Below are 18,953 nucleotides of genomic sequence, written 5' to 3'. Positions count from 1 at the left end.
GCCCATTGTAGAGCGCGGGCGCGGCCTGGGCGGTGTCGGCGGGCCCCGGGTTCAGGCCGATCGGCACCGACCTCATGCCGTACCGGCATCAGCAGATGCTTGACGGTTGCTTCCGCCGCCCCCAAGGGCGGGCGATGGTAGGTGGCTAACCCAGGCTCTGCCAGGCCTGGCGGGTACCCAGGGCGAAGGCCAGCCCCAGGCCCAGGCAGGCCAGCGAACTGACCACCCAGAAGCGCCGGCCGTTGTACCCCGGCCGGAACAGCGCCAGGCCGAAGCCCATCGCGGCGCGCAGCAGCAGCAAGGCAGCGATGGCGGGCAGGACCAGGCGGCTGGCCGGCAGCGGCGAATGCCAGCCCGCGGCGGCCAGTGCGTACAGGGTCCAGGCCACCAGCACGGCAGTGATGCCGGCGGTCATCAGCGGCGGCCACCAGTGCCCCGCATGCGCGAGCCGGACCCGCGCTGGCCGGCACCGAAGTACCTGTACCACGCGGCGCCGAAGGCGATGCAGCCGATATGCAGCAGCGCCGCAGCGGCACTGCCTGCGGCCGCGACCAGCAACCAGGGGAATCCGTCCATGTCCTGCCCGTGCAAGGAAGCTGCGCGGATCGTGAGCGAGGGGCAGGATGTGGGCAATGCGACAGGCGGTCGCAGGGGCTGGGCAATGTGCAAAAGAAAGGCCCAGGTGCCTGTGCACCCGGGCCTTGTCATCCACGCGTGGCGTGGAATTACTTGGCTTCGGCGTCGGCCGGGGTGAAGCGCGGCATCGCCGCTGCAGCGCCTTCCTTCTCGGTCGAGCGACCGGCGAACTGGTTGGCAAAGCGCACGTGGCGGGCGAACGGGGCGTCGGCCACCTGCGCCAGCGACGCGGCCAGCGCACCGTTGAAGGCATCACCGGCACCGGTGGTGTCGATGGCCTGCACCTGCTCGGCGCCGACGCGGTAGTACGGCTGGGTATCGCCGCGCAGGTTCTCGTCGGCATGCGAGACGAACACGCCCACCGAACCCAGGGTCACCACCACGGTACCGTTGCCGACCAGCTTGCGGCACAGCGCATGCAGGCTGGCGCCATCCAGCGCGGCGACATCGTTGGCATCCACGCGCTCACCGACATGGCGGCCGAGCAGCGCGGCGAACTCGGTCTCGTTCGGGGTGATCACATCGGCCAGCTTGAGCAGGCCGATGGTCGAGGGCGCGTCGGCCGGTGCGGTGTTGAGCACGGTGGTGACACCGGCCTCGCGGGCCGTGGCCAGCGCCGCTTCGATGGTCTGCACCGGCGATTCCAGCTGTACCAGCACCACCTTGGCGCCGGTCAGCAATGCCTGCTGCTGTTGCAGGAAGTCGGTGCTGAGCGCGGCGTTGGCGCCCGGGCCGATCACGATGGTGTTACGGCCGCGCGCGTCCACATAGATGCCCGCAGTGCCGGTCGGCTCGCTGCTGGCTTCGGCAATCAGGCCGAAGCCATCTTGCGCGGCCAGTTCGCGCGCGGTGGCGCCACCGGCGTCATCGCCCAGCGCGCACACGAAGTGCGTGTCGGCGCCGGCGCGGCAGGCCGCGACCGCCTGGTTGAAGCCCTTGCCACCGGGGCCGGTGCTGTAGCGGCCGGCAATGGTCGCACCCGGTGCCGGCAGCGACTCGCACCGCCACACGTGATCGACATTGAAGGAACCGACGACAACGACACTGCTGCTCATAGGAAATCTTTTCTCAACCAGGGGTTCAACTGAAGTGCGTCAGCACGCCGGCGATGGTCGCCGTCATGAAGGTGGCAATGGTACCGCCCAACACCGCGCGCAGGCCGAACTTGGCCAGATCGTGGCGACGTTCCGGCGCCAGGCCGCCGATGCCGCCGATCTGGATCGCGATCGAGCTGAAGTTGGCAAAGCCGCACAGCGCGTAGGTGGCGATCAGGCGACCTTCGTCGGACAGGCTCACGCCCGCCACCTGGCCGTTCACGATCTGCGACAGCTCGGTGTAGGCCACGAACTCGTTGATCACGACCTTCTGGCCGATCAGCGAACCGACGGTGGTGGCATCAGCCCACGGGGTACCGATCACCCAGGCAATCGGGGCCAGCACGTAACCGAAGATGGTCGACAGGTTGGTCGGCTTGCCGATGGCAGCGGCCAGGCCGGTCACATCGCCGATCCAGGTCAGCGGGGCGTTCAGCAGTGCGATCAGGGCGATGAAGGCCAGCAGCATCGCGCCGATGTTCAGCGCCAGCTTCAGGCCGTCACCGGCACCGGCAGCGGCCGCGTCGATGATGTTGCTGGAGGTCTTCTCGACTTCCATCTTCACCGTGCCGCGGGTCAGCGGGGTGCCGGTTTCCGGAATCAGCAGCTTGGCCACGACCAGGGTGGCCGGTGCGGCCATGATGCTCGCCGCCAGCAGGTGCTTCGCATAGAAGGCCTGCTGCACCGGGTCGCCACCGCCGAGCATGCCGACGTAGGCCGCCAGCACGCCGCCGGCGATGTGCGCCATGCCGCCGATCATCATGGTCAGCAGCTCGGACTGTGTCATCCTGGCGATGTACGGGCGCACGGTCAGCGGCGCCTCGGTCTGGCCGATGAAGACGCTGGCGCAGACGCTGGTGGTTTCCGCGCCGGACACGCGCATCACCTTGGTGATCGACCAGGCCATCACGCGCACGATCGCCTGCATGACGTTGAGGTGGTACATGACCCCCATCAGCGCCGAGAAGAAGATGATGGTCGGCAGCACCTGGAAGGCGAAGATGAAGCCGTAGTTCTTGGTGTCCATCAACGAGCCGAAGATGAAGCCCGAACCCTCGTTGACGAAGCTCAGGACCTTGACGAAGCCCTTGCCCAGCGCATCGAACACGTCGCGCCCGCCCGGCACCAGGATCACCAGCGCCGCGAAGGCGATCTGCAGGGTGATACCGGTGGCAACCAGCTTCCAGTCAACCGCACGCTTGTTGCTGGAAAACAACCAGGTGATGCCGATCAGCACCGCCAACCCGAACAGGCCGAAGCCGATCCTGCCCAAACCTTCGACCATGTGAGTGACTCCCCTGGGGCGTCGCGAAAAACGGGAAGCCTAGTGCAGGGCAGGGGCCGGGGCAAGAAAAAGCAGCGTGCGCGCGCCCATCGGTACCGATCAGGCCAGCAACGGCAAGGGCTTGCGGCCGGCGGCGGCAGGTAGAATGGGGCTCGATCCCGGCCCGGATGCGGGCCCGCAGCAGGAGATTCGCATGCAATACCGCCGCCTGGGCTCCACCGGCCTGCCGATTTCCGCCCTGTCCTTCGGCGCCTGGGTGACGTTCGGTGACCAGATCCCGCGCGACGAGGCCCGCAACCTGGTGGCTGCCGCCTGGGACCACGGCGTCAACTTCTTCGACAACGCCGAGGGCTATGCCAACGGCCGCGCCGAACAGGTGATGGGCGATGTGATCGCCGACCTGCGCCTGCCGCGCGACGGCATCTGTGTCTCCAGCAAGGTGTTCTTCGGCAGCGCCAGGGACCCACGGCCAACCCAGCGCGGCCTGTCGCGCAAGCATGTGACCGACGCCTGCCATGCCGCGCTCAAGCGCCTGCGGGTGGACTACCTGGACCTTTATTACTGCCATCGCCCGGATCCGGACGCGCCGATCGCCGAGACCGTGCATGCCATGGATACGCTGGTGCGGCAGGGCAAGATCCTTTACTGGGGCACCTCGGAGTGGTCGGCGGCGCAGATCCAGCAGGCGCTGGACATCGCGCAGGCGCGCAACCTGCAGGGCCCGTCGATGGAGCAGCCGCAGTACAACCTGCTGCACCGCGAACGCGTCGAGGTCGAGTATGCGCCGCTGTATGCCGGTGCCGGCCTGGGCACCACCATCTTCTCGCCGCTGGCCTCGGGCCTGTTGACCGGCAAGTACGACCAGGGCATTCCGGCCGATGCGCGGCTGGGCCGCGAGGGCATGGAGTGGCTGCAGGCGCTGGTGCTGGGTGACGACTCCGAGGCCCGCCTGGCCCAGGTGCGCCGCTTCAGCGAAGCGGCGCGTGAGCTGGGCCACGCCCCGGCCACGCTGGCGATTGCCTGGTGCCTGCGCAATCCGAACGTCTCCAGCGTGATCCTCGGCGCCAGCCGGGTCAGCCAGCTGCTGCAGAACCTGCAGGCGCTGGAGGTGCTGGAGCAGGTCGATGCGGCTGGCTGGGCGCAGGTCGAGGCCGTCTTCGCCTGACAGCCCTTTGCGGAGTCGAGCCATGCTGGACTTCAGGTTGACCAGGTCTTTGTAGAGTCGAGCCATGCTCGACTCCGCGCGCAGCGCGGGCGTTGCCAGGCGACGGTGCCAGGAGCAGTCGAGCATGGCTCGACTCTACAAAAGCGCCGCGCCATCTTTTGATTGATGACACCTATTGAATTTTCGAATTCGATCATTAATCCCATCAATCAAATTGAGAATGGTTGTTGATTGTCAACTGAGAATCATTATCATTTGACTCGTCCCTCGCACGAGTCCAGATGCTCATGAATGCTCAACCTGTACTGCTGCGCCCCGAAACGCTGACCCTCCGCGATCGCCCGGTCCGTGTCGTTCCGCCGGAAGAGGTGATCGACAGCGAAGCCCTGCTCAAGGGCCGTCGTGAAATCCTGATCCAGCACGGCGACCGCTTCTACCGCCTGCGGCACACCAGCAACGACAAGCTGATCCTGACCAAGTAACCGCGGCCTGGTCGCCCGCCTCCCTCCCTCCTGCCGGCAGCGCCGGCAGGGTGGGCGACCCGTCCGCGCCCGCTCTCTCCCCCTCGGTCTACCGCGTGCACCTCCCGGGTGTGCCGGTAACCGGGGGTTCCCCTGCCTGACCGAACGAACCCGATGACCCGCCCTACCGCCCTTTGCCTCGCCGTCTGGATGGCCCTGCCGCTGTCCGCCCATGCTGCTGCCGCGGCCACCGCCGCGCCCGATGCGCGCGACTTCGACCGCGTGCAGGTCACCGCCACCCGCACCGAGCGGGCAGTGAGTGACGTGGCGGCCACCGTCGATGTCATCGACCGCGAGCAGATGGACCGGCACCTGGTGCAGGACATCAAGGATCTGCTGCGCTACGAGCCGGGCCTGTCGGTCAGCCGCAGCGCCGCGCGCTTCGGCCTTGGCAGCATCCGCATCCGTGGCCTGGACGGCAACCGCGTGCGCGTGCAGACCGATGGCATCGCCATGCCCACCAGCTTCAACATCGGCTCGTTCTCCAACGCCAACCGCAACTTCACCGATCTGGACACGCTCAAGCGTGTGGAGATCGTGCGCGGCCCGGCCAGTTCGCTGTACGGGTCCGACGCGCTCGGGGGTGTGGTGGCCTTCGTCACCAAGGATCCGGCCGATTATCTGAAGGATGGCAAGGACAGCTACGTCGGCCTGAAGTTCGGCTACGACGGTGAGTGGAAGGGCCTGCTCGGCGGCGTGACCAGCGCGTTCGGCGGCGAACACTGGAGCGGCATGGTCAACATCAACCATCGCCAGGGCCAGGAAACCGGCAACAAGGGCGATGTGCGCAGCCTCGACAACACCCGTACCGCGCCCAACCCGCAGGACCGCGACGGTCGCAGTGGCCTGGCCAAGCTGGTCTATGCACCGAGCGAGGACCAGCGTTTCCGCCTGACCGTGGAAGGCAACAAAGACACCACCGATACCAACGTGCTGTCCTCGATCGACCGCACCACCACCACCGGCATGAAGGCGCGCGACACGCAGAACCGCACCCGCGTGTCGTTCGCCCATGAAATGGATGCGCTGGACAAGGGCTTCGCCGACAACCTGCATTGGCAGCTGTATACCCAGCACAGCGAGACCAACCAGATCACCGACGAAGACCGCGCCAACCGCAGCCGCCGCCACCGCGAGTTCAACTTCGACCAGCGCGTGTACGGCCTGCAGGCACAATTCAACAAGGCGTTCAGCACCGGCAGTGTCGAACATGCGCTCACCTACGGCTTCGAAGGCGCGCGTACCGAGATCCGCCAGAAGCGCGATGGCTATCAGGTTCTGGCCAATGGCCAGACCAGCACCACCATCCTGCCCGACGCCTTCCCGGTACGCGATTTCCCGATCAGCAAGACCACCGAGCTGGGCCTGTATGCGCAGGATGAAATGCGCATGTCCGGCGGCAAGCTGTCGCTGGTGCCGGGCGTGCGCGTGGACCGCTACGAACTGAAGCCGGAAGTGGACAGCATCTTCGCCGACGACAATCCCGGCGTTGCGGTGGCCAGGCTGACCAAGACCAGCGTTTCGCCGAAGCTGGGCATGGTCTATCGCTTCACCGACGAATGGTCGCTGTTCGCCGGCTACTCGCATGGTTTCCGCTCGCCGCCGTACAACGACGTCAACCTGGGCTTCACCAACTTCGCCTTCGGTTACACCGCCATCCCCAATCCGGACCTGAAGCCGGAAACCAGCGACGGCCTGGAGCTGGGCCTGCGCTTCCTGTCATCGGCCGCCTACGTCAGCGTCAGCGGCTACTACAACGAGTACAAGGACTTCATCGAGTCGCAGTCGCTGGTCGGTACCAACGCGCAGGGCCTGATGGTGTTCCAGTCGCGCAACATCGCCGATGCGCGCATCTACGGTGCTGAACTGAAGGCTGGCGTTGACTTCGGTCAGATCAACCCGGCGCTCCAGGGTTGGGCGCTGCGCAGCTCGGTGGCCTGGTCGCGCGGTGACAACAAGACCGAGGACACTCCGCTGGATTCGGTCGACCCGCTGCGCAGCACCGTCGGCCTGATGTACGACGCCGACGCCTGGGGCGTCGAACTGGCCGGTACCTTCGTCAAGCGCAAGGACCGCGTCACTGCAGCGACGGTGTACCGCCCGGCCGGCTACGGCGTGGCCGACCTGATGGCGCACTGGAACTTCGCCCCGGGCGCGACCTTCAACGTCGGCGTGTTCAACCTGGGCGACAAGCGCTACATCGATTGGTCCAACGTGGGTTCGACGCTGTCGCCGACCAGCCGTGTGCTGGATCGCTACACCAGCCCGGGCCGCACCCTTTCCGCCAGCCTCGCAGTTTCCTGGTGACCTCATGAGCCGAGCCTTGTCCGCACGCAGGAATGACGCCATCGCCGTGCAGGGCAGCGCGGCCTGGCCGACCCCGGCACAGCTGGCCACGCTCGGCACTGTGTTGTGCCTGTACCGCGCCGACGGCAACGAGCTGGGTGGCTGGCGCCAGGCGGTGCGCGTGCACGCCTGCCAGGGCGTGGACAGCGAGGGCATACGCGAAAGCCTGTGTTTCCTTGATGCCCGCGGCCGCTGCGTGTGGCGCCTGTACCTGCTGCCCGACAGCGATTTCCTGGCTTGGGACCGGCTGGTCGCGGCGCTGCCGCCGGGCCCGCAGCACGACCGCGATGGCAGTGTCGGCGAACGCCTGTGGCGTCGCCTGGCCGGGCACGTCGGTGGCCAGCGCTGGCGCCTGTGCACGCTGCGCCTGCATGCCGCGGACGAGGGCCGCACCCTGGCGGCCAGCCTGTCGACCCTGTCCTCGCTGGGCGCGGCCACCGCGCGTCGCATCGCGCGGTTGGAAGGTGCCGAAGGCGAGCTGGCGATCGACGATTGCTGCTGCGCCGACGCCGCGCGCCGGCCGGCACCGCGTATCCCCGGCGACCTGCCGCTGATCCGCCTGTGATCCTTTCCTGATGGAACGCCCGACGGCCCTGGACGGCCTCTCAACGAACCTGCAACCCCGAAGGAAGACCCGATGAAGTTCCAGACAGCCAGCGTCATGCTGCTGCTCGCTGCCAGCGGCGTGGCCAGCGCGCAGCTCTCCGACATCGCCCGCGACCACGACAGCATCCTGGCCATGCAGGGCGAGTACACCGTCGACTTCGCGTTCGACGAGACCGTGCTGCTCAAGCCCGGCTACGAGCGTGCGCCGGCGATGCGCAGCGGCGGCAGCGAAGTGGTCATCGTGGTCGAGGACACCCCGCAGCGCATCGTGCTGCAGCACCTGTTGCTCGATGAGAAGAGCGGCCACATCACCAAGCACTGGCGCCAGGACTGGGTCTACGAAGCGCCCAACCGCTTCGAGTTCAGTGCCGACCAGACCTGGCAGGTACGCCGCATTCCCGCAGCGGTGAACCAGGGCGCCTGGACCCAGTGCGTGTATGAAGTGAGCGATGCACCGCGCTACTGTGGCACCGGCAAATGGACGTACACCAACAATGTGCCGAGCTGGACCAGCGACCTGAGCTGGCGCCCGCTGCCGCGTCGTGAGTACACCAAGCGCAGCGACTACAACGCGCTGGCCGTGGTCAACCGCCACACGCTCACGCCCAATGGCTGGACCCACGAGCAGTTCAACACCAAGGTGCAGCGCAACGCCGACGGCAGCCAGGTGGAGATCGCCCGCGAGTTCGGCTTCAACGACTACGTCAAGACAACCGAGGTCGACTTCACCCCGGCGCGCAACTACTGGAAGGCCACTGCCGGTTACTGGGCCAAGGTGCGTCAGCGCTGGGACGGTTTCCTCGGCCAGGCCCCGGGCGTGCACCTGAAGACCAGGATCGACGGCATGGCGATGATCATTCCGCTGTTCACCCAGGCCGAAGCGATCCAGTCCGGCAAGCAGGTGAAGGACGCGCAGATCGACGAGGTCTTCGCCAAGTACGTGGAAAAGGCGCCGAAGGAAGGCTGATCGCCGCGATGGAGATGGGGGCCGGGCGTACCCGGCACCGCATCCACCGGCTGCCGGTGGGGCCGGGCTTGCTCGGCACGCGCCCCGGTCCGGCGCCGCCTCAGGCCTCGCGCAACGCCAATGCCGGCGGCGTATGGAGGATCGCCCGCGTACCCCACCAACCCGCCAACAGGCTCAGCCCGATGCCGACCACGCCGCCGACCAGCAGGCCCGGCCACGGCGGCAGCAACGGCAGCTCGAACACCTTCTGCGAGACTGCCACGCCGATGACGGCCGCCGCGCCCACCGCGAGCAACGCGGCCAGCGTGCCCAGTGCGCCGAACTCCACGAGCACCGCGCCACGCAGCTGGCGCCGGGTCGCGCCCAGCGTGCGCAGCACCGCGCTGTCGTAGCGGCGCTCGCCGGCGGTGGCCTGCAGTGCGGCCAGCAGCACCAGCACGCCGGCCAGCAGGCTGAACACCATCACCAGCTGCACCGCCTGCGCCACGCGCTCCATCACATCGCGCACCTGCGAAATCACCGCATCCACGTCCAGCAGCGACAGGTTCGGCTGCGCGCGTACCAGTTCGCCCAGGCCCGCCGCTTTGCCGGCCGGCAGATGGAAGGCCGACAGCAGGTTGTGCGGGGTGTCGCCTACCGCATTCGGGTTCAGCAACACGAAGAAGTTCGGCCGGAAGGTGTTCCAGTCGGCCTTGCGCACGCTGGTGACGGTGAACTCGCGTTCCTGCTCGCCCACTGCAATGGTGATGCGATCGCCCGGATACACGCCGTAACGCTTGGCCCAGCCGATTTCCACCGAAGCTTCCGGCGCGGTGCTGTCGGGCGTCCAGAACGTGCCGTTGACCAGCGTGTTGGCGGGGGGGAAGGTGCTGCGCCAGCTGAAGTTCAACGGCCGGTTTTCATCATCATCCTCACGCTGGCCTTCGCCCTGCGACGGCTGCCCGTCCTGCGAAGGCGTACGGTCTACGCGCAGCGGCGGCTTGCCGTTGATCGCGATCAGGCGGCCGGTCGCCATCGGTTCGATGCTGGCGTCGCCGGCGCCCAGTCCACGCAATGCGGCCAGCACACTGTCGCGCTGCTCGGGCTGGATGTTGATCAGGAAGTAATTCGGCGTATCCGCAGGCAGTCGCTCGCGCCATTGCTGCAGCAGGCCGGGGCCGGTCACCGCCAGCAGCAACAGCGCGCACAGCGACAGCGACAGCCCGACCAGCTGCATCACCGCGAGCAGCCGGCGCCGGGTCAGCGCGGCCAGGCCGAGCCGCCAGTGGCCGTGCAGGCGGTGCTGCAGGCCGCGCAGCAGCTGCAGCAGCACGAAGCCGACCACGCCGGCGGCCAGTGCCAGCGTGGCCAGGCCGCCGAGCACCCACAGCGCCAGCTTCAGGTCGCCGGTGACTTGTACCGCCAGCAGCAGACTGGCCGCCAGCGCTGCCACATAGGCCAGCAACGACGCCGGCGGCAGGGCAGCGAAGGAACGGTTGAGCACCCGCATCGGCGGCACCCCACGCAGGCGCAGCAGTGGCGGCAGGCCGAAGCCGAACAGCAGCAAAAGGCCGATGCCGGCGCCGGTCAGCGCAGGCATCGCCTCGGGCAACGGCAGGCGCTGCGGCACCAGGCTGCCCAGTACCTGCACCAGGCCTTCCTGCGCGGCCATGCCCAGGCCGATGCCGAGCGCACAGGCCGGCACCGCCAGCATCAGCAGCTGCAGTGCCAGGCCCAGCAGGATGTCGCGCTGGCGCGCACCCAGGCAGCGCAGGATCGCCACCTGGTCGATGCGGCGCAGGGCGAAGCGGTTGGCCGCCAGCGCCGTGGCCACGCCGGCCAGCAGTACCGCCAGCAGCGCGCTCAGGCCGAGGAAGCGCCCGGCCAGATCGAAGGCCTGGCGCACGCCGCGCTGGGTGTCATCCACGCTCAGCAGGCGCAGGCCTTTCACCTGCGGCAGCAACCACTGGCGCAGCGCGGCAACCTGATCGGCTGGTCCGGCGAACATCAGCCGGTAGTTGATGCGGCTGCCCGGGCCGAGCAGTCCCGTGCCGTCCACGTCGGCGCGGTTGACCAGCAGGGTGGGGGAGAGCGTCAGCAGGTCGCCACCGGTGTCGGGCTCGGCCTCGATGATGCCGGCGATGCGCAGCGTGCCGGCGCCGAACTCGAGATCATCGCCGGCCCTCAGCCCGAGCCCCTGCAGCAGGCGTGGGTCGGCATAGGCCTGGCCCTTGGGTGGCATGCCGGCATCGGTGATCAACGTACCGCCGGGCGTGGCCCGTACCCGCAGCGTGCCGCGCAGTGGATAGCCCGCCTGCACCGCCTTGATGCTGGCCATCTGGCTGGCATCGCCGTTGAACAGCACGCTGCCGAAGCTGGCGATGCGGGTGTAGGCCAGTCCACGCCGTTGTGCCTCGTCGGCGAATGCCTGCGGCGGGTCATCACGCCCGGCGATGCCGAGATCGCCACCGAGCATTTCCGCCGCGCTGCCGGTCAGCGCCAGGTTGACCCGGTTCACCAGCGTGCCCACCGCGGTCATCACCGCCACGCCCAGCACCAGTGCGGCGAACACGGTGAGCAGGTCGCCGGCCAGCGCCTCGCGGCGCAGTGCGCGCCACGCGTGGCGCAGCACGTTCATGCCTGTGCCCCACGCTCGACCGGCAGCAGGCGGCCGTCATCGATGCGGTGGATGTACTGGCAACGCTGCGCCAGGCGCAGGTCGTGGGTGACCAGTACCAGGGTGGTGCCGCTGCCGGCGTTGAGGTCGAACAGCAGGTCGCTGACGTGCTGGCCGGTGGCATGGTCCAGCGATCCCGTCGGTTCGTCGGCAAACAGGATGCGCGGGCGGGTGACGAAGGCACGCGCCAGTGCCACGCGCTGCTGCTCGCCACCGGACAGCTGGCGCGGGTAGTGGCGAGCACGATGGGAGAGGCCGACCTGGGCCAGCACTTCATCGACCCGCGCGCGATCCTCGCGCCCGGCCAGCTCCAGTGGCAACGCGACGTTCTCGGCGGCGGTCAGCGCCGGCAGCAGATGGAAGCTCTGGAACACGAAGCCAACCTCGCGCGCGCGCAGCTGGGCCCGCGCTTCTTCATCGAGGTCGCCCAGGTCCTGGCCCGACAGCGCAATGCGGCCGCGGCTGGGCAGGTCCAGCCCGGCCAGCAGGCCGAGCAGGGTGGTCTTGCCCGAACCGGAGGCGCCGACGATGGCCGCGCTGGTGCCTTCATGGACGGTCAGGGTGATGTTGTCCAGTATGTGGACTTCACCCTCCGGGCCTTGCACGGATTTGCCGACCTGGTCGACGGCGATGGCGACGGGCGCGCTGCGGGGGGACAGGCTGTCGATGAGGAGACTCCAATGCGCAAGACGGGATGGAGCCGGCGAGCCGGCGCGATGATGGTGCTGCTGCTAGGGTTCCTGCTGTTGCCGGGGCTGGCCTGTGCCAAAGGTCCGGCCGGCACCGTGCTGGTGCTCGGCGACAGCCTCAGTGCCGCCCACAATATCCCTGCCGACGCCGGCTGGGTCAGCTTGCTGCAACAGCGGGTCAGGCAGCAGTCGAAAACCCCGGCGCGCATCGTCAACGCCAGCATGAGCGGGGAAACCACCGCCGGCGCGCTGACCCGCCTGCCGGGCCTGCTGGCCAGGGAGAAGCCGACCGTGGTGGTGATCGCGCTGGGCGGCAATGACGCGCTGCGCGGGCTGACCCCGGCGCAGGTGCAGGGCAACCTGGGAAAAATGGTGCAGGCCAGCCAGAAGGCCGGCGCCAAGGTGCTGCTGCTGGGCATCGACGTGCCCCCCAACTACGGACCGGCCTACCGCCAGCGCCTGGCCGCGGCCTACAAGGCGCTGGCCACGCAGTACAAGGTGCCGCTGCTGCCGTTCCTGCTGGAGGGCGTGGCCCTGCAGCCGGGCATGATGCAGGCCGACGGCCTGCACCCCACGGCGCAGGCGCAGCCGAAGGTGCTGGACAACGTCTGGCCGCTGCTCAGGCCGCTGCTCTGAACCGTTTGTGTACCTCTTGACGGAACTTCACATCGCGTCCACCGTCGATCCGGCATGTTTCACAAAGCTGAAGTTAGAGGGAATCACATGCGTCAGACGAAGGAGACCTCCGGCTTGGTGCTGGTGGTCGAAGACAACCACAACATCTCCGAGATGATCGGGGAATACCTGGAAGGTCGCGGCTTCGAAGTCGACTATGCACAGGACGGCCTGGATGGCTACCGCCTCGCGGCGGAGAACAGCTATGACGTCGTGGTGCTCGATCTCATGTTGCCGCGCCTGGACGGCATCGAAGTGTGCCGTCGCTTGCGCAACGATGCGCGCAAGTCCACGCCGGTGCTGATGCTCACGGCACGCGACACGCTGGACGACAAGCTCACCGGCCTCGGGTTCGGCGCCGATGACTACCTGACCAAGCCGTTCGCGATCCAGGAGCTGGAAGCCCGCCTGCGCGCGCTGATCCGTCGCGAACGCCGCCAGGTCGGTTCGGAGGTGCTGAAGGTCGCCGACCTGGTCCTTGATCCGGTCAGCATGCGGGCTACCCGTGCCGGCACCGAGCTGCAGCTGTCGCCGATCGGCCTGCGCCTGCTGACCATCCTGATGCGCGAATCGCCGCGCGTGGTCACCCGCCAGGAGATCGAACGCGAGATCTGGGGCAATGGCCTGCCGGATTCGGACACCCTGCGCAGCCATCTGTACAACCTGCGCAAGATCATCGACAAGCCGTTCGACCGTCCGCTGCTGCACACCGTGCAGAGCGCCGGCTACCGCATTGCCGATATTGCCCAGCCGATGGCCTGATCGGGGCCCGGCCTGTGCAGCATCAGGCCCGGCCGGGCAACGACCCCGCACCGGGCACGGATGACCGGCCGGCGTTGCCGCCGGTCATCCTCCGTGCACGACGACGGCGCAGCGCGCTGCCTATAATCGCAGCGCTCTGACCGGGACCCCGCAATGCCGCACGGCCTGCCGCGCAAGATCCGTATCGCCTTCATCCTGCAGGCAGTCCTGGCCAGCCTGGGCATCCTGCTCGGTGCCTGGCTGGTCTCGCTGGTGATCAAGCACAGCCTGGTCGGCGCCGCCCTGCGCGAGGAAGCGGCCTATTACTGGACGCTGCACGAGGCGTCGCCGGTGCAACCGCCGCCCAACACCCACAACATCCGCGGCTACCTGCTGGAAAGCGGGCAGTCGGCACTGTCATTGCCGGCCAACCTGCGCACCCTGGAGCCTGGCTTCCACGAGCTGCCCCAGGACGACCAGCTGGTGCTGGTCGACGTGCGCCCTGCCGGTCGCCTGTACCTGGTGTTCCTGCGCTCGCGCGCGGAGATGCTGGCGTTCTGGTTCGGCATCGTGCCGGTGCTGCTGACCCTGTTGGCGGTGTATGGCGCCAGCTGGGTCACCTACCGTGCCTCCAAGCGACTGGTGTCGCCGGTGAACTGGCTGGCGCGGCGCGTCTCGCGCTGGGACCCGGGCCACCCCGAAGCGGCCGATCTGGAGCCGAACAAGCTGCCGGCGGACATGCAGGGCGAGACCCGCCAGCTGGCGGCCGCACTGCATTCACTGGCCAACCGGGTCAGCGCGCACGTGGCGCGCGAGCGCAACTTCACCCGTGATGCCAGCCATGAGCTGCGCACGCCGTTGACCGTCATCCGCGTGGCCAGCGACATGGCCCTGGGCGATGAAACCCTGCAGCCGCGCCTGCGCCGCAGCCTGCAGCGCATCCAGCGTGCAGGCCGTGACATGGAAGCGGTGATCGACGCGTTCCTGATCCTGGCCCGCGAGGCCGATGTCGAACCGCAGATCGAGGTGTTCGACGTCAACGACATCGTCCGCTACGAGGTGGACAACGCCAACGAGCTGCTGGGCAACCGGCCCGTATCGGTGCACCTGCACGGCGAAGGCCCGGTACAGCTGCACGCACCGCCGCGGGTGCTGCAGGTGGTGGTCAGCAACCTGGTGCGCAATGCCTGCAGCTACACCGACGAAGGGCGTATCGACGTGCACGTGCTCAATGACCGGGTGGTGGTGCGCGATACCGGCATCGGCATGTCCGCCGAGGCGCTGTCGCGCGCGTTTGAACCGTTCTACCGCGCCGAGCCGAGCCGTCCGCAGGGCACCGGCCTGGGCCTGTCGATCGTGCGCCGGCTGTGCGACCGCTTCGGCTGGAAGGTCAGCCTGGCCAGCGAGCCGGGCAAGGGCACCGAGGCCACGGTGGTGTTCCGCTGATCCTCCGACCCCATTGCCCGTGATTCAGTAGATCCACGCCATGCGTGGATGGGGTTGCAGTAGCGCCGGGCCATGCCCGGCGTCCGCAGTCCCTCAGTTGCAGTTGACCTTCGGCGCCAGCGCCCTGGTCCAGATCGCATAGCCGGCCGGGGTCATGTGCAGCATGTCCTCGCGGAACAGCGTCGCGTCCGGCTGGCCATCGGCGCCGAGCATCGGCGTGTAGATGTCGGTGAAGCCGGTATTGGGCAGCCTCGCCAGTGCAGCCTTGATCAGCGTGTTGGCTTCGTTGATCGCCGGCAGCAGGTGCGCGCGCGACGGGCTCGGCTTGATCGACAGGTACTCCACCCTGGTCTTCGGCAGGTCGCGATGCACGCGCTGCACGAAGGCGACCACGTCGTCGCGCACCTGCACGGGGCTGCGACCGCTGTTGAGGTCGTTGTCGCCCGCGTAGAAGAACACCTTGCAGGGCGCATACGGCACCACGATGCGGTCGGCGTACCAGGTGCTGTCGCGCACTTCCGAGCCGCCGAAGCCGCGGTTGAACACTGGCTGGCCAGGGAAGTCGGTGGCCAGGCTTTCCCAGAAGCGGATCGAGGAGCTGCCGATGAACTCGATGCCACCGCGCGGCGGCGGGTTGGACTGGTCGGCGCCGGCGAAGCGGGCCATGTCGCCGGCCCAGGCCACGTTGGAAACCTGTTCGGGCACCCGCGGCGACTCGGCCGGGCTCAGCGCCTGGGCCAGCGGTGCGGCAGTCAGCAGGCCCAGCATCAGCAGGCAGGTACGGCGACGGGACATCAGGCGCTCCAGCAGGCAAGGGGGACATCCATCATAGGAGCATGCCCGGGCCCTTGCTTGCCCCTGGCAGGCCGTTCAGAGGGCCGGCGCGGGCTGCGGTTGGCGGCCTTGTGGCAAAATGGCCGCCATCTGCCTATTCCTGTGCACCCATGATTCCCTGCCGTGCGTCTGAGCGGTCGCTGCGCCGCGCCCCCGTTGCTGGATGTTCCATCCGTGGCTGATCAGTTCGGCCACCTGCCGCGCGGCCCGCGCCGCATCGTCCAGGCCGCCCGCTGGTCCTGGCAGGGCCTGCGCGCTGCCTGGCTGCACGAGTCCTCGTTCCGGCTTGAGGTCTACCTGCTGATCCTGCTGACGCCGATCGCGATCTGGCTGGGCCAGACGCCGGTCGAACGCGCGCTGCTGATCGGCTCGATGCTGCTGGTGCTGGCGATGGAGCTGGCCAACTCGGCCATCGAAGCGGTGATCGAACGCTACGGCAGCGAGATCCATGAGTTGGCCGGCCGCGCCAAGGACATGGGCTCGGCGGCGGTGTTCGTGCTGATGATGAACGTGCTTCTGTGCTGGGCGCTGGTCGTGGTCCCGCATGCAATGGCCGGCAAATACGGCTGATCCCTCATTTCCCCTTGTTGAAGACTTCCCATGTCCCTTGAGTTTCTTGCCGATCCGAATGTCTGGTTGACCCTGTTCACGCTGAGCGCGCTGGAAATCGTGCTCGGCATCGACAACTTGGTGTTCATCTCCATCGCCGTCAGCAAGCTGCCAGAGCACCGCCGCCCGTTCGCGCGTCGGCTCGGCATCGCGGTGGCCTGTATCACCCGTATCGGCCTGCTGGTATCGCTGGCGTACCTGGCGCACATGCAGGCGAACCTGTTCACCGTGGCCGGCATGGGCATTTCCATCCGCGATCTGGTGCTGATCGTTGGTGGCCTGTTCCTGATCATCAAGGGTTGGATGGAGATCAAGGAAATGATCACCGGTGGCGAGGATGAAGATCCGAGCACGACCAAGACCTCGGCCGTGTTCGGCTACGTGATCGCGCAGATCGCGGTCATCGACATCGTGTTCTCGCTGGACTCGGTGATCACCGCGGTCGGCATCGCTGACCACGTGCCGGTTATGGTCGCCGCGATCCTGCTGTCGGTGGCGGTGATGCTGCTGGCCGCCAACCCGCTGGGCCGCTTCATCGACGCCAACCCGACCGTGAAGATGCTGGCGCTGGCCTTCATCCTGCTGATCGGTGCGGTGCTGATCCTGGATGGCCTGGACGTGCACATTCCCAAGCCCTACATCTACGCCGCGATGGGCTTCTCGGTGCTGGTGGAGTGGCTGAACCTGCTGATGCGGCGCCGCGCCCGCGAGCACAACGTGCCGGGCGCCGGTAACTGGTAAGCGCATGACCCCGAACCCCCGGCCAACGCCGGGGGTTCTTCGTTCTGCCTTGTAGAGCCGAGCCCGTGCTCGGCTGACCGGCAGGAAGCAGCCGAGCATGGGCTCGGCTCTACACCGGCACTGCGGCTTTTGCACTTGTGGCTGCGTTCCGGCCTCCACTTGTGAACCAGGATCAACAGTGTTTTCCCGGGGCGAGGCTTAATCCGGCGCAGTAAAGCGCGCAGGCTACGCACTCCCGATTCCCGCCCCCCCAGGACTCCCCCATGAATTCCAGAGCCGCCTTGCTGGCGCTTGCCGTTGGCGCCTTCGCCATCGGAACCACCGAGTTTGCCCCGATGGGCCTGTTGCCGGTCATCGCCGACGGCGTCGGCGTTGGCATCCCCACTGCGGGCATGCTGATCACCGCCTATGCCGTGGGCGTGATGCTGGGCGCGCCGGTGATGACCCTGCTGATGGGGCGTTTCGGCAAGCGCACCGCGCTGATGCTGCTGATGTCGATCTTCGTGGTCGGCAACCTGCTGTCCGCGCTGGCGCCGAACTACGGGCTGCTGCTGCTGTCGCGCCTGGTCACCAGCCTCAACCACGGTGCCTTCTTCGGCATCGGTGCGGTGGTCGCCGCCAGCCTGGTGCCAAAGGAAAAGCAGGCTGCTGCCGTGGCCACCATGTTCATGGGCCTGACCATCGCCAACATCGGTGGCGTGCCGCTGGCGACCTGGGTCGGCCAGCAGCTGGGCTGGCGCCTGTCCTTCGCCGGTACTGCGGCGTTGGGCCTGATCGCGATCACTGCGTTGGGCTTCGCGCTGCCGGCGTCCGCGCCGGGACCGCGCCCGGACGTGCGCCGCGAACTGAAGGCGATCCTGCAGCCGCAGGTGCTGCTGGCCATGGCCACCACCGTGCTTGGTGCGGGTGCGATGTTCACGCTGTACACCTACGTCGCACCGGTGCTGACCGAGTTGACCGGCGCCTCCAATGCCTTCATCGCGGTGTCGCTGGCCCTGATCGGCATCGGCTTCACCCTCGGCAACGGCATCGGTGGGCGCATGGCTGACTGGTCGCTCGATGGCGCCACCCGTATCCTGCTGGCTGCCCTGGCGGTGCTGATGTTCGTGCTGCCGCTGGCCTTCATGAGCCACGCCACCGCGGCGCTGGGTGTACTGCTGTTCGGTGCGGCGACCTTCGCCCTCGTGCCGCCGCTGCAGATCCGGGTGATGCAGGTGGCCAGCGAGGCGCCGGGCCTGGCGTCGTCGATCAACGTGGGTGCATTCAACCTGGGTAATGCTGTGGGTGCGGCGCTGGGTGGTGCGGTGATCAGCTTGGGCCTGGGCTACGCCGCCATTCCGGTGGCCGGTGGCCTGCTGGCCGCGTCGGGCCTGCTGCTGGCATGGTTGGGGCGTAGCCGCACTGCGGTGGCTGAGGCCTGCTGAGTGATATGGGGTTCCGGCAGGGCTTGCAGCCCTGCACCCGCTAAAGGCGAAGGCAACCGCCGAAGCAACAGCAACCGCAACAGCCGGCGCTGGTTTTCTGAGGGTTGGGCGGGGCGGTGTGGGTTGGCAGGACACGCCGTGAACCCATCATGGGGGCTCGATGGCGCCATCCATGGCGCCAACGGTCCTGCCAACCCGCACCGCCCCACCTCCGACAGATTGCCGCGATCGGTCGGAACGGCGTTCTGCTTTGGTAGGTGTCGACCTTGGTAGACACGAATGCTTGAAGAACCGGCTTTTGCTTTTGATTTTTCTTTTGATCTTCCCGCGGTGCGCAGGAAATTGTCCGTGGCCGGGAGGGTGGGTCGGCTTGGGGCGTGTGATCTGGCCCCCTGAAAACGGACGCCATGAAGCCGTTTCAGGCGGCAGCCCGGAGCTGCCGGGCGTAGTTGTTAGGCGAGTGGTAGCCCAGCGCCGAGTGTAGCCGGGCTGGATTGTAGAAGCCGTGGATGTAAGCA

Annotated in this window: 16 protein-coding genes and 1 pseudogene; 11 read left to right on the top strand and 6 right to left on the bottom strand. The window is 67.7% G+C overall.

The window, feature by feature from the left end:
* Positions 1 to 145 precede the first annotated feature (145 nt).
* The 3 genes and pseudogenes from RCF13_RS14235 to RCF13_RS14225 form a co-directional block, all read right to left on the bottom strand.
* Positions 146 to 576, bottom strand: a pseudogene (locus RCF13_RS14235) (hypothetical protein).
* A gap of 149 nt (positions 577 to 725) precedes the next feature.
* Entirely contained in the window at positions 726 to 1,691 is a 966-nt protein-coding gene (locus tag RCF13_RS14230) for a ribokinase (protein ID WP_010481872.1), read from the bottom strand.
* 25 nt (positions 1,692 to 1,716) lie between these two features.
* Positions 1,717 to 3,015, bottom strand: a complete 1,299-nt coding sequence (locus RCF13_RS14225; RefSeq protein ID WP_134969291.1) for a nucleoside transporter C-terminal domain-containing protein — start codon at positions 3,013 to 3,015, stop codon at positions 1,717 to 1,719.
* Positions 3,016 to 3,208: 193 nt separating this feature from the next.
* Between RCF13_RS14225 and RCF13_RS14220 the strand changes: the two genes are divergently transcribed.
* From RCF13_RS14220 to RCF13_RS14200, 5 genes are all read left to right on the top strand, one after another.
* Positions 3,209 to 4,180, top strand: coding sequence for an aldo/keto reductase (locus RCF13_RS14220; RefSeq protein ID WP_061478440.1), 972 nt, complete (start codon positions 3,209 to 3,211; stop codon positions 4,178 to 4,180).
* A gap of 287 nt (positions 4,181 to 4,467) precedes the next feature.
* Positions 4,468 to 4,662 (top strand): hemin uptake protein HemP, encoded by a 195-nt coding sequence (locus RCF13_RS14215; RefSeq protein WP_005412278.1) that lies wholly within the window; start codon positions 4,468 to 4,470, stop codon positions 4,660 to 4,662.
* A 189-nt stretch (positions 4,663 to 4,851) separates the two neighbouring features.
* Positions 4,852 to 7,008, top strand: a complete 2,157-nt coding sequence (locus RCF13_RS14210; protein ID WP_134969292.1) for a TonB-dependent hemoglobin/transferrin/lactoferrin family receptor — start codon at positions 4,852 to 4,854, stop codon at positions 7,006 to 7,008.
* 4 nt (positions 7,009 to 7,012) lie between these two features.
* Complete coding sequence (locus RCF13_RS14205; protein ID WP_231352551.1) at positions 7,013 to 7,612, top strand: Hemin transport protein; 600 nt, start codon at positions 7,013 to 7,015, stop codon at positions 7,610 to 7,612.
* A 72-nt stretch (positions 7,613 to 7,684) separates the two neighbouring features.
* Positions 7,685 to 8,620 (top strand): DUF6607 family protein, encoded by a 936-nt coding sequence (locus tag RCF13_RS14200; protein WP_134969545.1) that lies wholly within the window; start codon positions 7,685 to 7,687, stop codon positions 8,618 to 8,620.
* A 100-nt stretch (positions 8,621 to 8,720) separates the two neighbouring features.
* Here the strand turns inward: RCF13_RS14200 and RCF13_RS14195 are convergent, their stop codons facing one another.
* Both RCF13_RS14195 and RCF13_RS14190 read right to left on the bottom strand, forming a co-directional pair.
* Entirely contained in the window at positions 8,721 to 11,237 is a 2,517-nt protein-coding gene (locus tag RCF13_RS14195; protein ID WP_231352552.1) for an FtsX-like permease family protein, read from the bottom strand.
* On the bottom strand, positions 11,234 to 11,881 hold the full coding sequence (locus tag RCF13_RS14190) for an ATP-binding cassette domain-containing protein (protein ID WP_061478364.1): 648 nt from the start codon (positions 11,879 to 11,881) through the stop codon (positions 11,234 to 11,236). The genes RCF13_RS14195 and RCF13_RS14190 overlap by 4 nt, the downstream gene beginning before the upstream one ends.
* Positions 11,882 to 11,956: 75 nt before the next feature.
* Here RCF13_RS14190 and RCF13_RS14185 point away from each other — a divergent pair, with 75 nt between their 5' ends.
* From RCF13_RS14185 to RCF13_RS14175, 3 genes are all read left to right on the top strand, one after another.
* Positions 11,957 to 12,601, top strand: coding sequence for an arylesterase (locus tag RCF13_RS14185; protein WP_061478363.1), 645 nt, complete (start codon positions 11,957 to 11,959; stop codon positions 12,599 to 12,601).
* A gap of 87 nt (positions 12,602 to 12,688) precedes the next feature.
* Positions 12,689 to 13,402 (top strand): response regulator transcription factor, encoded by a 714-nt coding sequence (locus RCF13_RS14180; protein ID WP_308141274.1) that lies wholly within the window; start codon positions 12,689 to 12,691, stop codon positions 13,400 to 13,402.
* A 153-nt stretch (positions 13,403 to 13,555) separates the two neighbouring features.
* The gene (locus RCF13_RS14175) at positions 13,556 to 14,827 is read left to right on the top strand and encodes a HAMP domain-containing sensor histidine kinase (protein WP_061478362.1); all 1,272 of its coding nucleotides are present in this window, start codon (positions 13,556 to 13,558) and stop codon (positions 14,825 to 14,827) included.
* Between the two features lie 93 nt (positions 14,828 to 14,920).
* Here the strand turns inward: RCF13_RS14175 and RCF13_RS14170 are convergent, their stop codons facing one another.
* Positions 14,921 to 15,622 carry an SGNH/GDSL hydrolase family protein gene (locus tag RCF13_RS14170; protein WP_134969204.1) on the bottom strand — a complete coding sequence of 234 codons (702 nt, stop codon included), beginning with the start codon at positions 15,620 to 15,622 and terminating at the stop codon, positions 14,921 to 14,923.
* Positions 15,623 to 15,835: 213 nt separating this feature from the next.
* On the opposite strand from RCF13_RS14170, the gene RCF13_RS14165 reads away from it, so the two are divergent.
* The 3 genes from RCF13_RS14165 (at position 15,836) to RCF13_RS14155 (ending at position 18,435) form a co-directional block, all read left to right on the top strand.
* Positions 15,836 to 16,231 carry a diacylglycerol kinase gene (locus tag RCF13_RS14165; RefSeq protein ID WP_134969205.1) on the top strand — a complete coding sequence of 132 codons (396 nt, stop codon included), beginning with the start codon at positions 15,836 to 15,838 and terminating at the stop codon, positions 16,229 to 16,231.
* Between the two features lie 30 nt (positions 16,232 to 16,261).
* Entirely contained in the window at positions 16,262 to 17,011 is a 750-nt protein-coding gene (locus RCF13_RS14160) for a TerC family protein (protein WP_061478359.1), read from the top strand.
* A 263-nt stretch (positions 17,012 to 17,274) separates the two neighbouring features.
* Complete coding sequence (locus RCF13_RS14155) at positions 17,275 to 18,435, top strand: MFS transporter (RefSeq protein WP_072167879.1); 1,161 nt, start codon at positions 17,275 to 17,277, stop codon at positions 18,433 to 18,435.
* Positions 18,436 to 18,953 lie beyond the last annotated feature (518 nt).

The organism is Stenotrophomonas maltophilia group sp. RNC7 (assembly GCF_030910085.1).
GTDB classification, from domain to species: Bacteria; Pseudomonadota; Gammaproteobacteria; order Xanthomonadales; family Xanthomonadaceae; genus Stenotrophomonas; species Stenotrophomonas sepilia.
Note: the sequence above shows the minus strand (reverse complement) of the source record. Positions and strands in the feature narration are given on the sequence as shown.

Excerpts from the sequence above, each read along its gene's own strand:
- RCF13_RS14160 (WP_061478359.1), top strand. The coding sequence starts at position 16,262 with ATGTCCCTTGAGTTTCTTGCCGATCCGAATGTCTGGTTGACCCTGTTC.
- RCF13_RS14210 (WP_134969292.1), top strand. The coding sequence starts at position 4,852 with ATGGCCCTGCCGCTGTCCGCCCATGCTGCTGCCGCGGCCACCGCCGCG.
- RCF13_RS14200 (WP_134969545.1), top strand. The coding sequence starts at position 7,685 with ATGAAGTTCCAGACAGCCAGCGTCATGCTGCTGCTCGCTGCCAGCGGC.
- RCF13_RS14215 (WP_005412278.1), top strand. The coding sequence starts at position 4,468 with ATGAATGCTCAACCTGTACTGCTGCGCCCCGAAACGCTGACCCTCCGC.
- RCF13_RS14220 (WP_061478440.1), top strand. The coding sequence starts at position 3,209 with ATGCAATACCGCCGCCTGGGCTCCACCGGCCTGCCGATTTCCGCCCTG.
- RCF13_RS14170 (WP_134969204.1), bottom strand. The coding sequence starts at position 15,622 with ATGTCCCGTCGCCGTACCTGCCTGCTGATGCTGGGCCTGCTGACTGCC.
- RCF13_RS14205 (WP_231352551.1), top strand. The coding sequence starts at position 7,013 with ATGAGCCGAGCCTTGTCCGCACGCAGGAATGACGCCATCGCCGTGCAG.
- RCF13_RS14175 (WP_061478362.1), top strand. The coding sequence starts at position 13,556 with ATGCCGCACGGCCTGCCGCGCAAGATCCGTATCGCCTTCATCCTGCAG.
- RCF13_RS14225 (WP_134969291.1), bottom strand. The coding sequence starts at position 3,015 with ATGGTCGAAGGTTTGGGCAGGATCGGCTTCGGCCTGTTCGGGTTGGCG.
- RCF13_RS14155 (WP_072167879.1), top strand. The coding sequence starts at position 17,275 with ATGAATTCCAGAGCCGCCTTGCTGGCGCTTGCCGTTGGCGCCTTCGCC.
- RCF13_RS14230 (WP_010481872.1), bottom strand. The coding sequence starts at position 1,691 with ATGAGCAGCAGTGTCGTTGTCGTCGGTTCCTTCAATGTCGATCACGTG.
- RCF13_RS14195 (WP_231352552.1), bottom strand. The coding sequence starts at position 11,237 with ATGAACGTGCTGCGCCACGCGTGGCGCGCACTGCGCCGCGAGGCGCTG.
- RCF13_RS14185 (WP_061478363.1), top strand. The coding sequence starts at position 11,957 with ATGCGCAAGACGGGATGGAGCCGGCGAGCCGGCGCGATGATGGTGCTG.
- RCF13_RS14180 (WP_308141274.1), top strand. The coding sequence starts at position 12,689 with ATGCGTCAGACGAAGGAGACCTCCGGCTTGGTGCTGGTGGTCGAAGAC.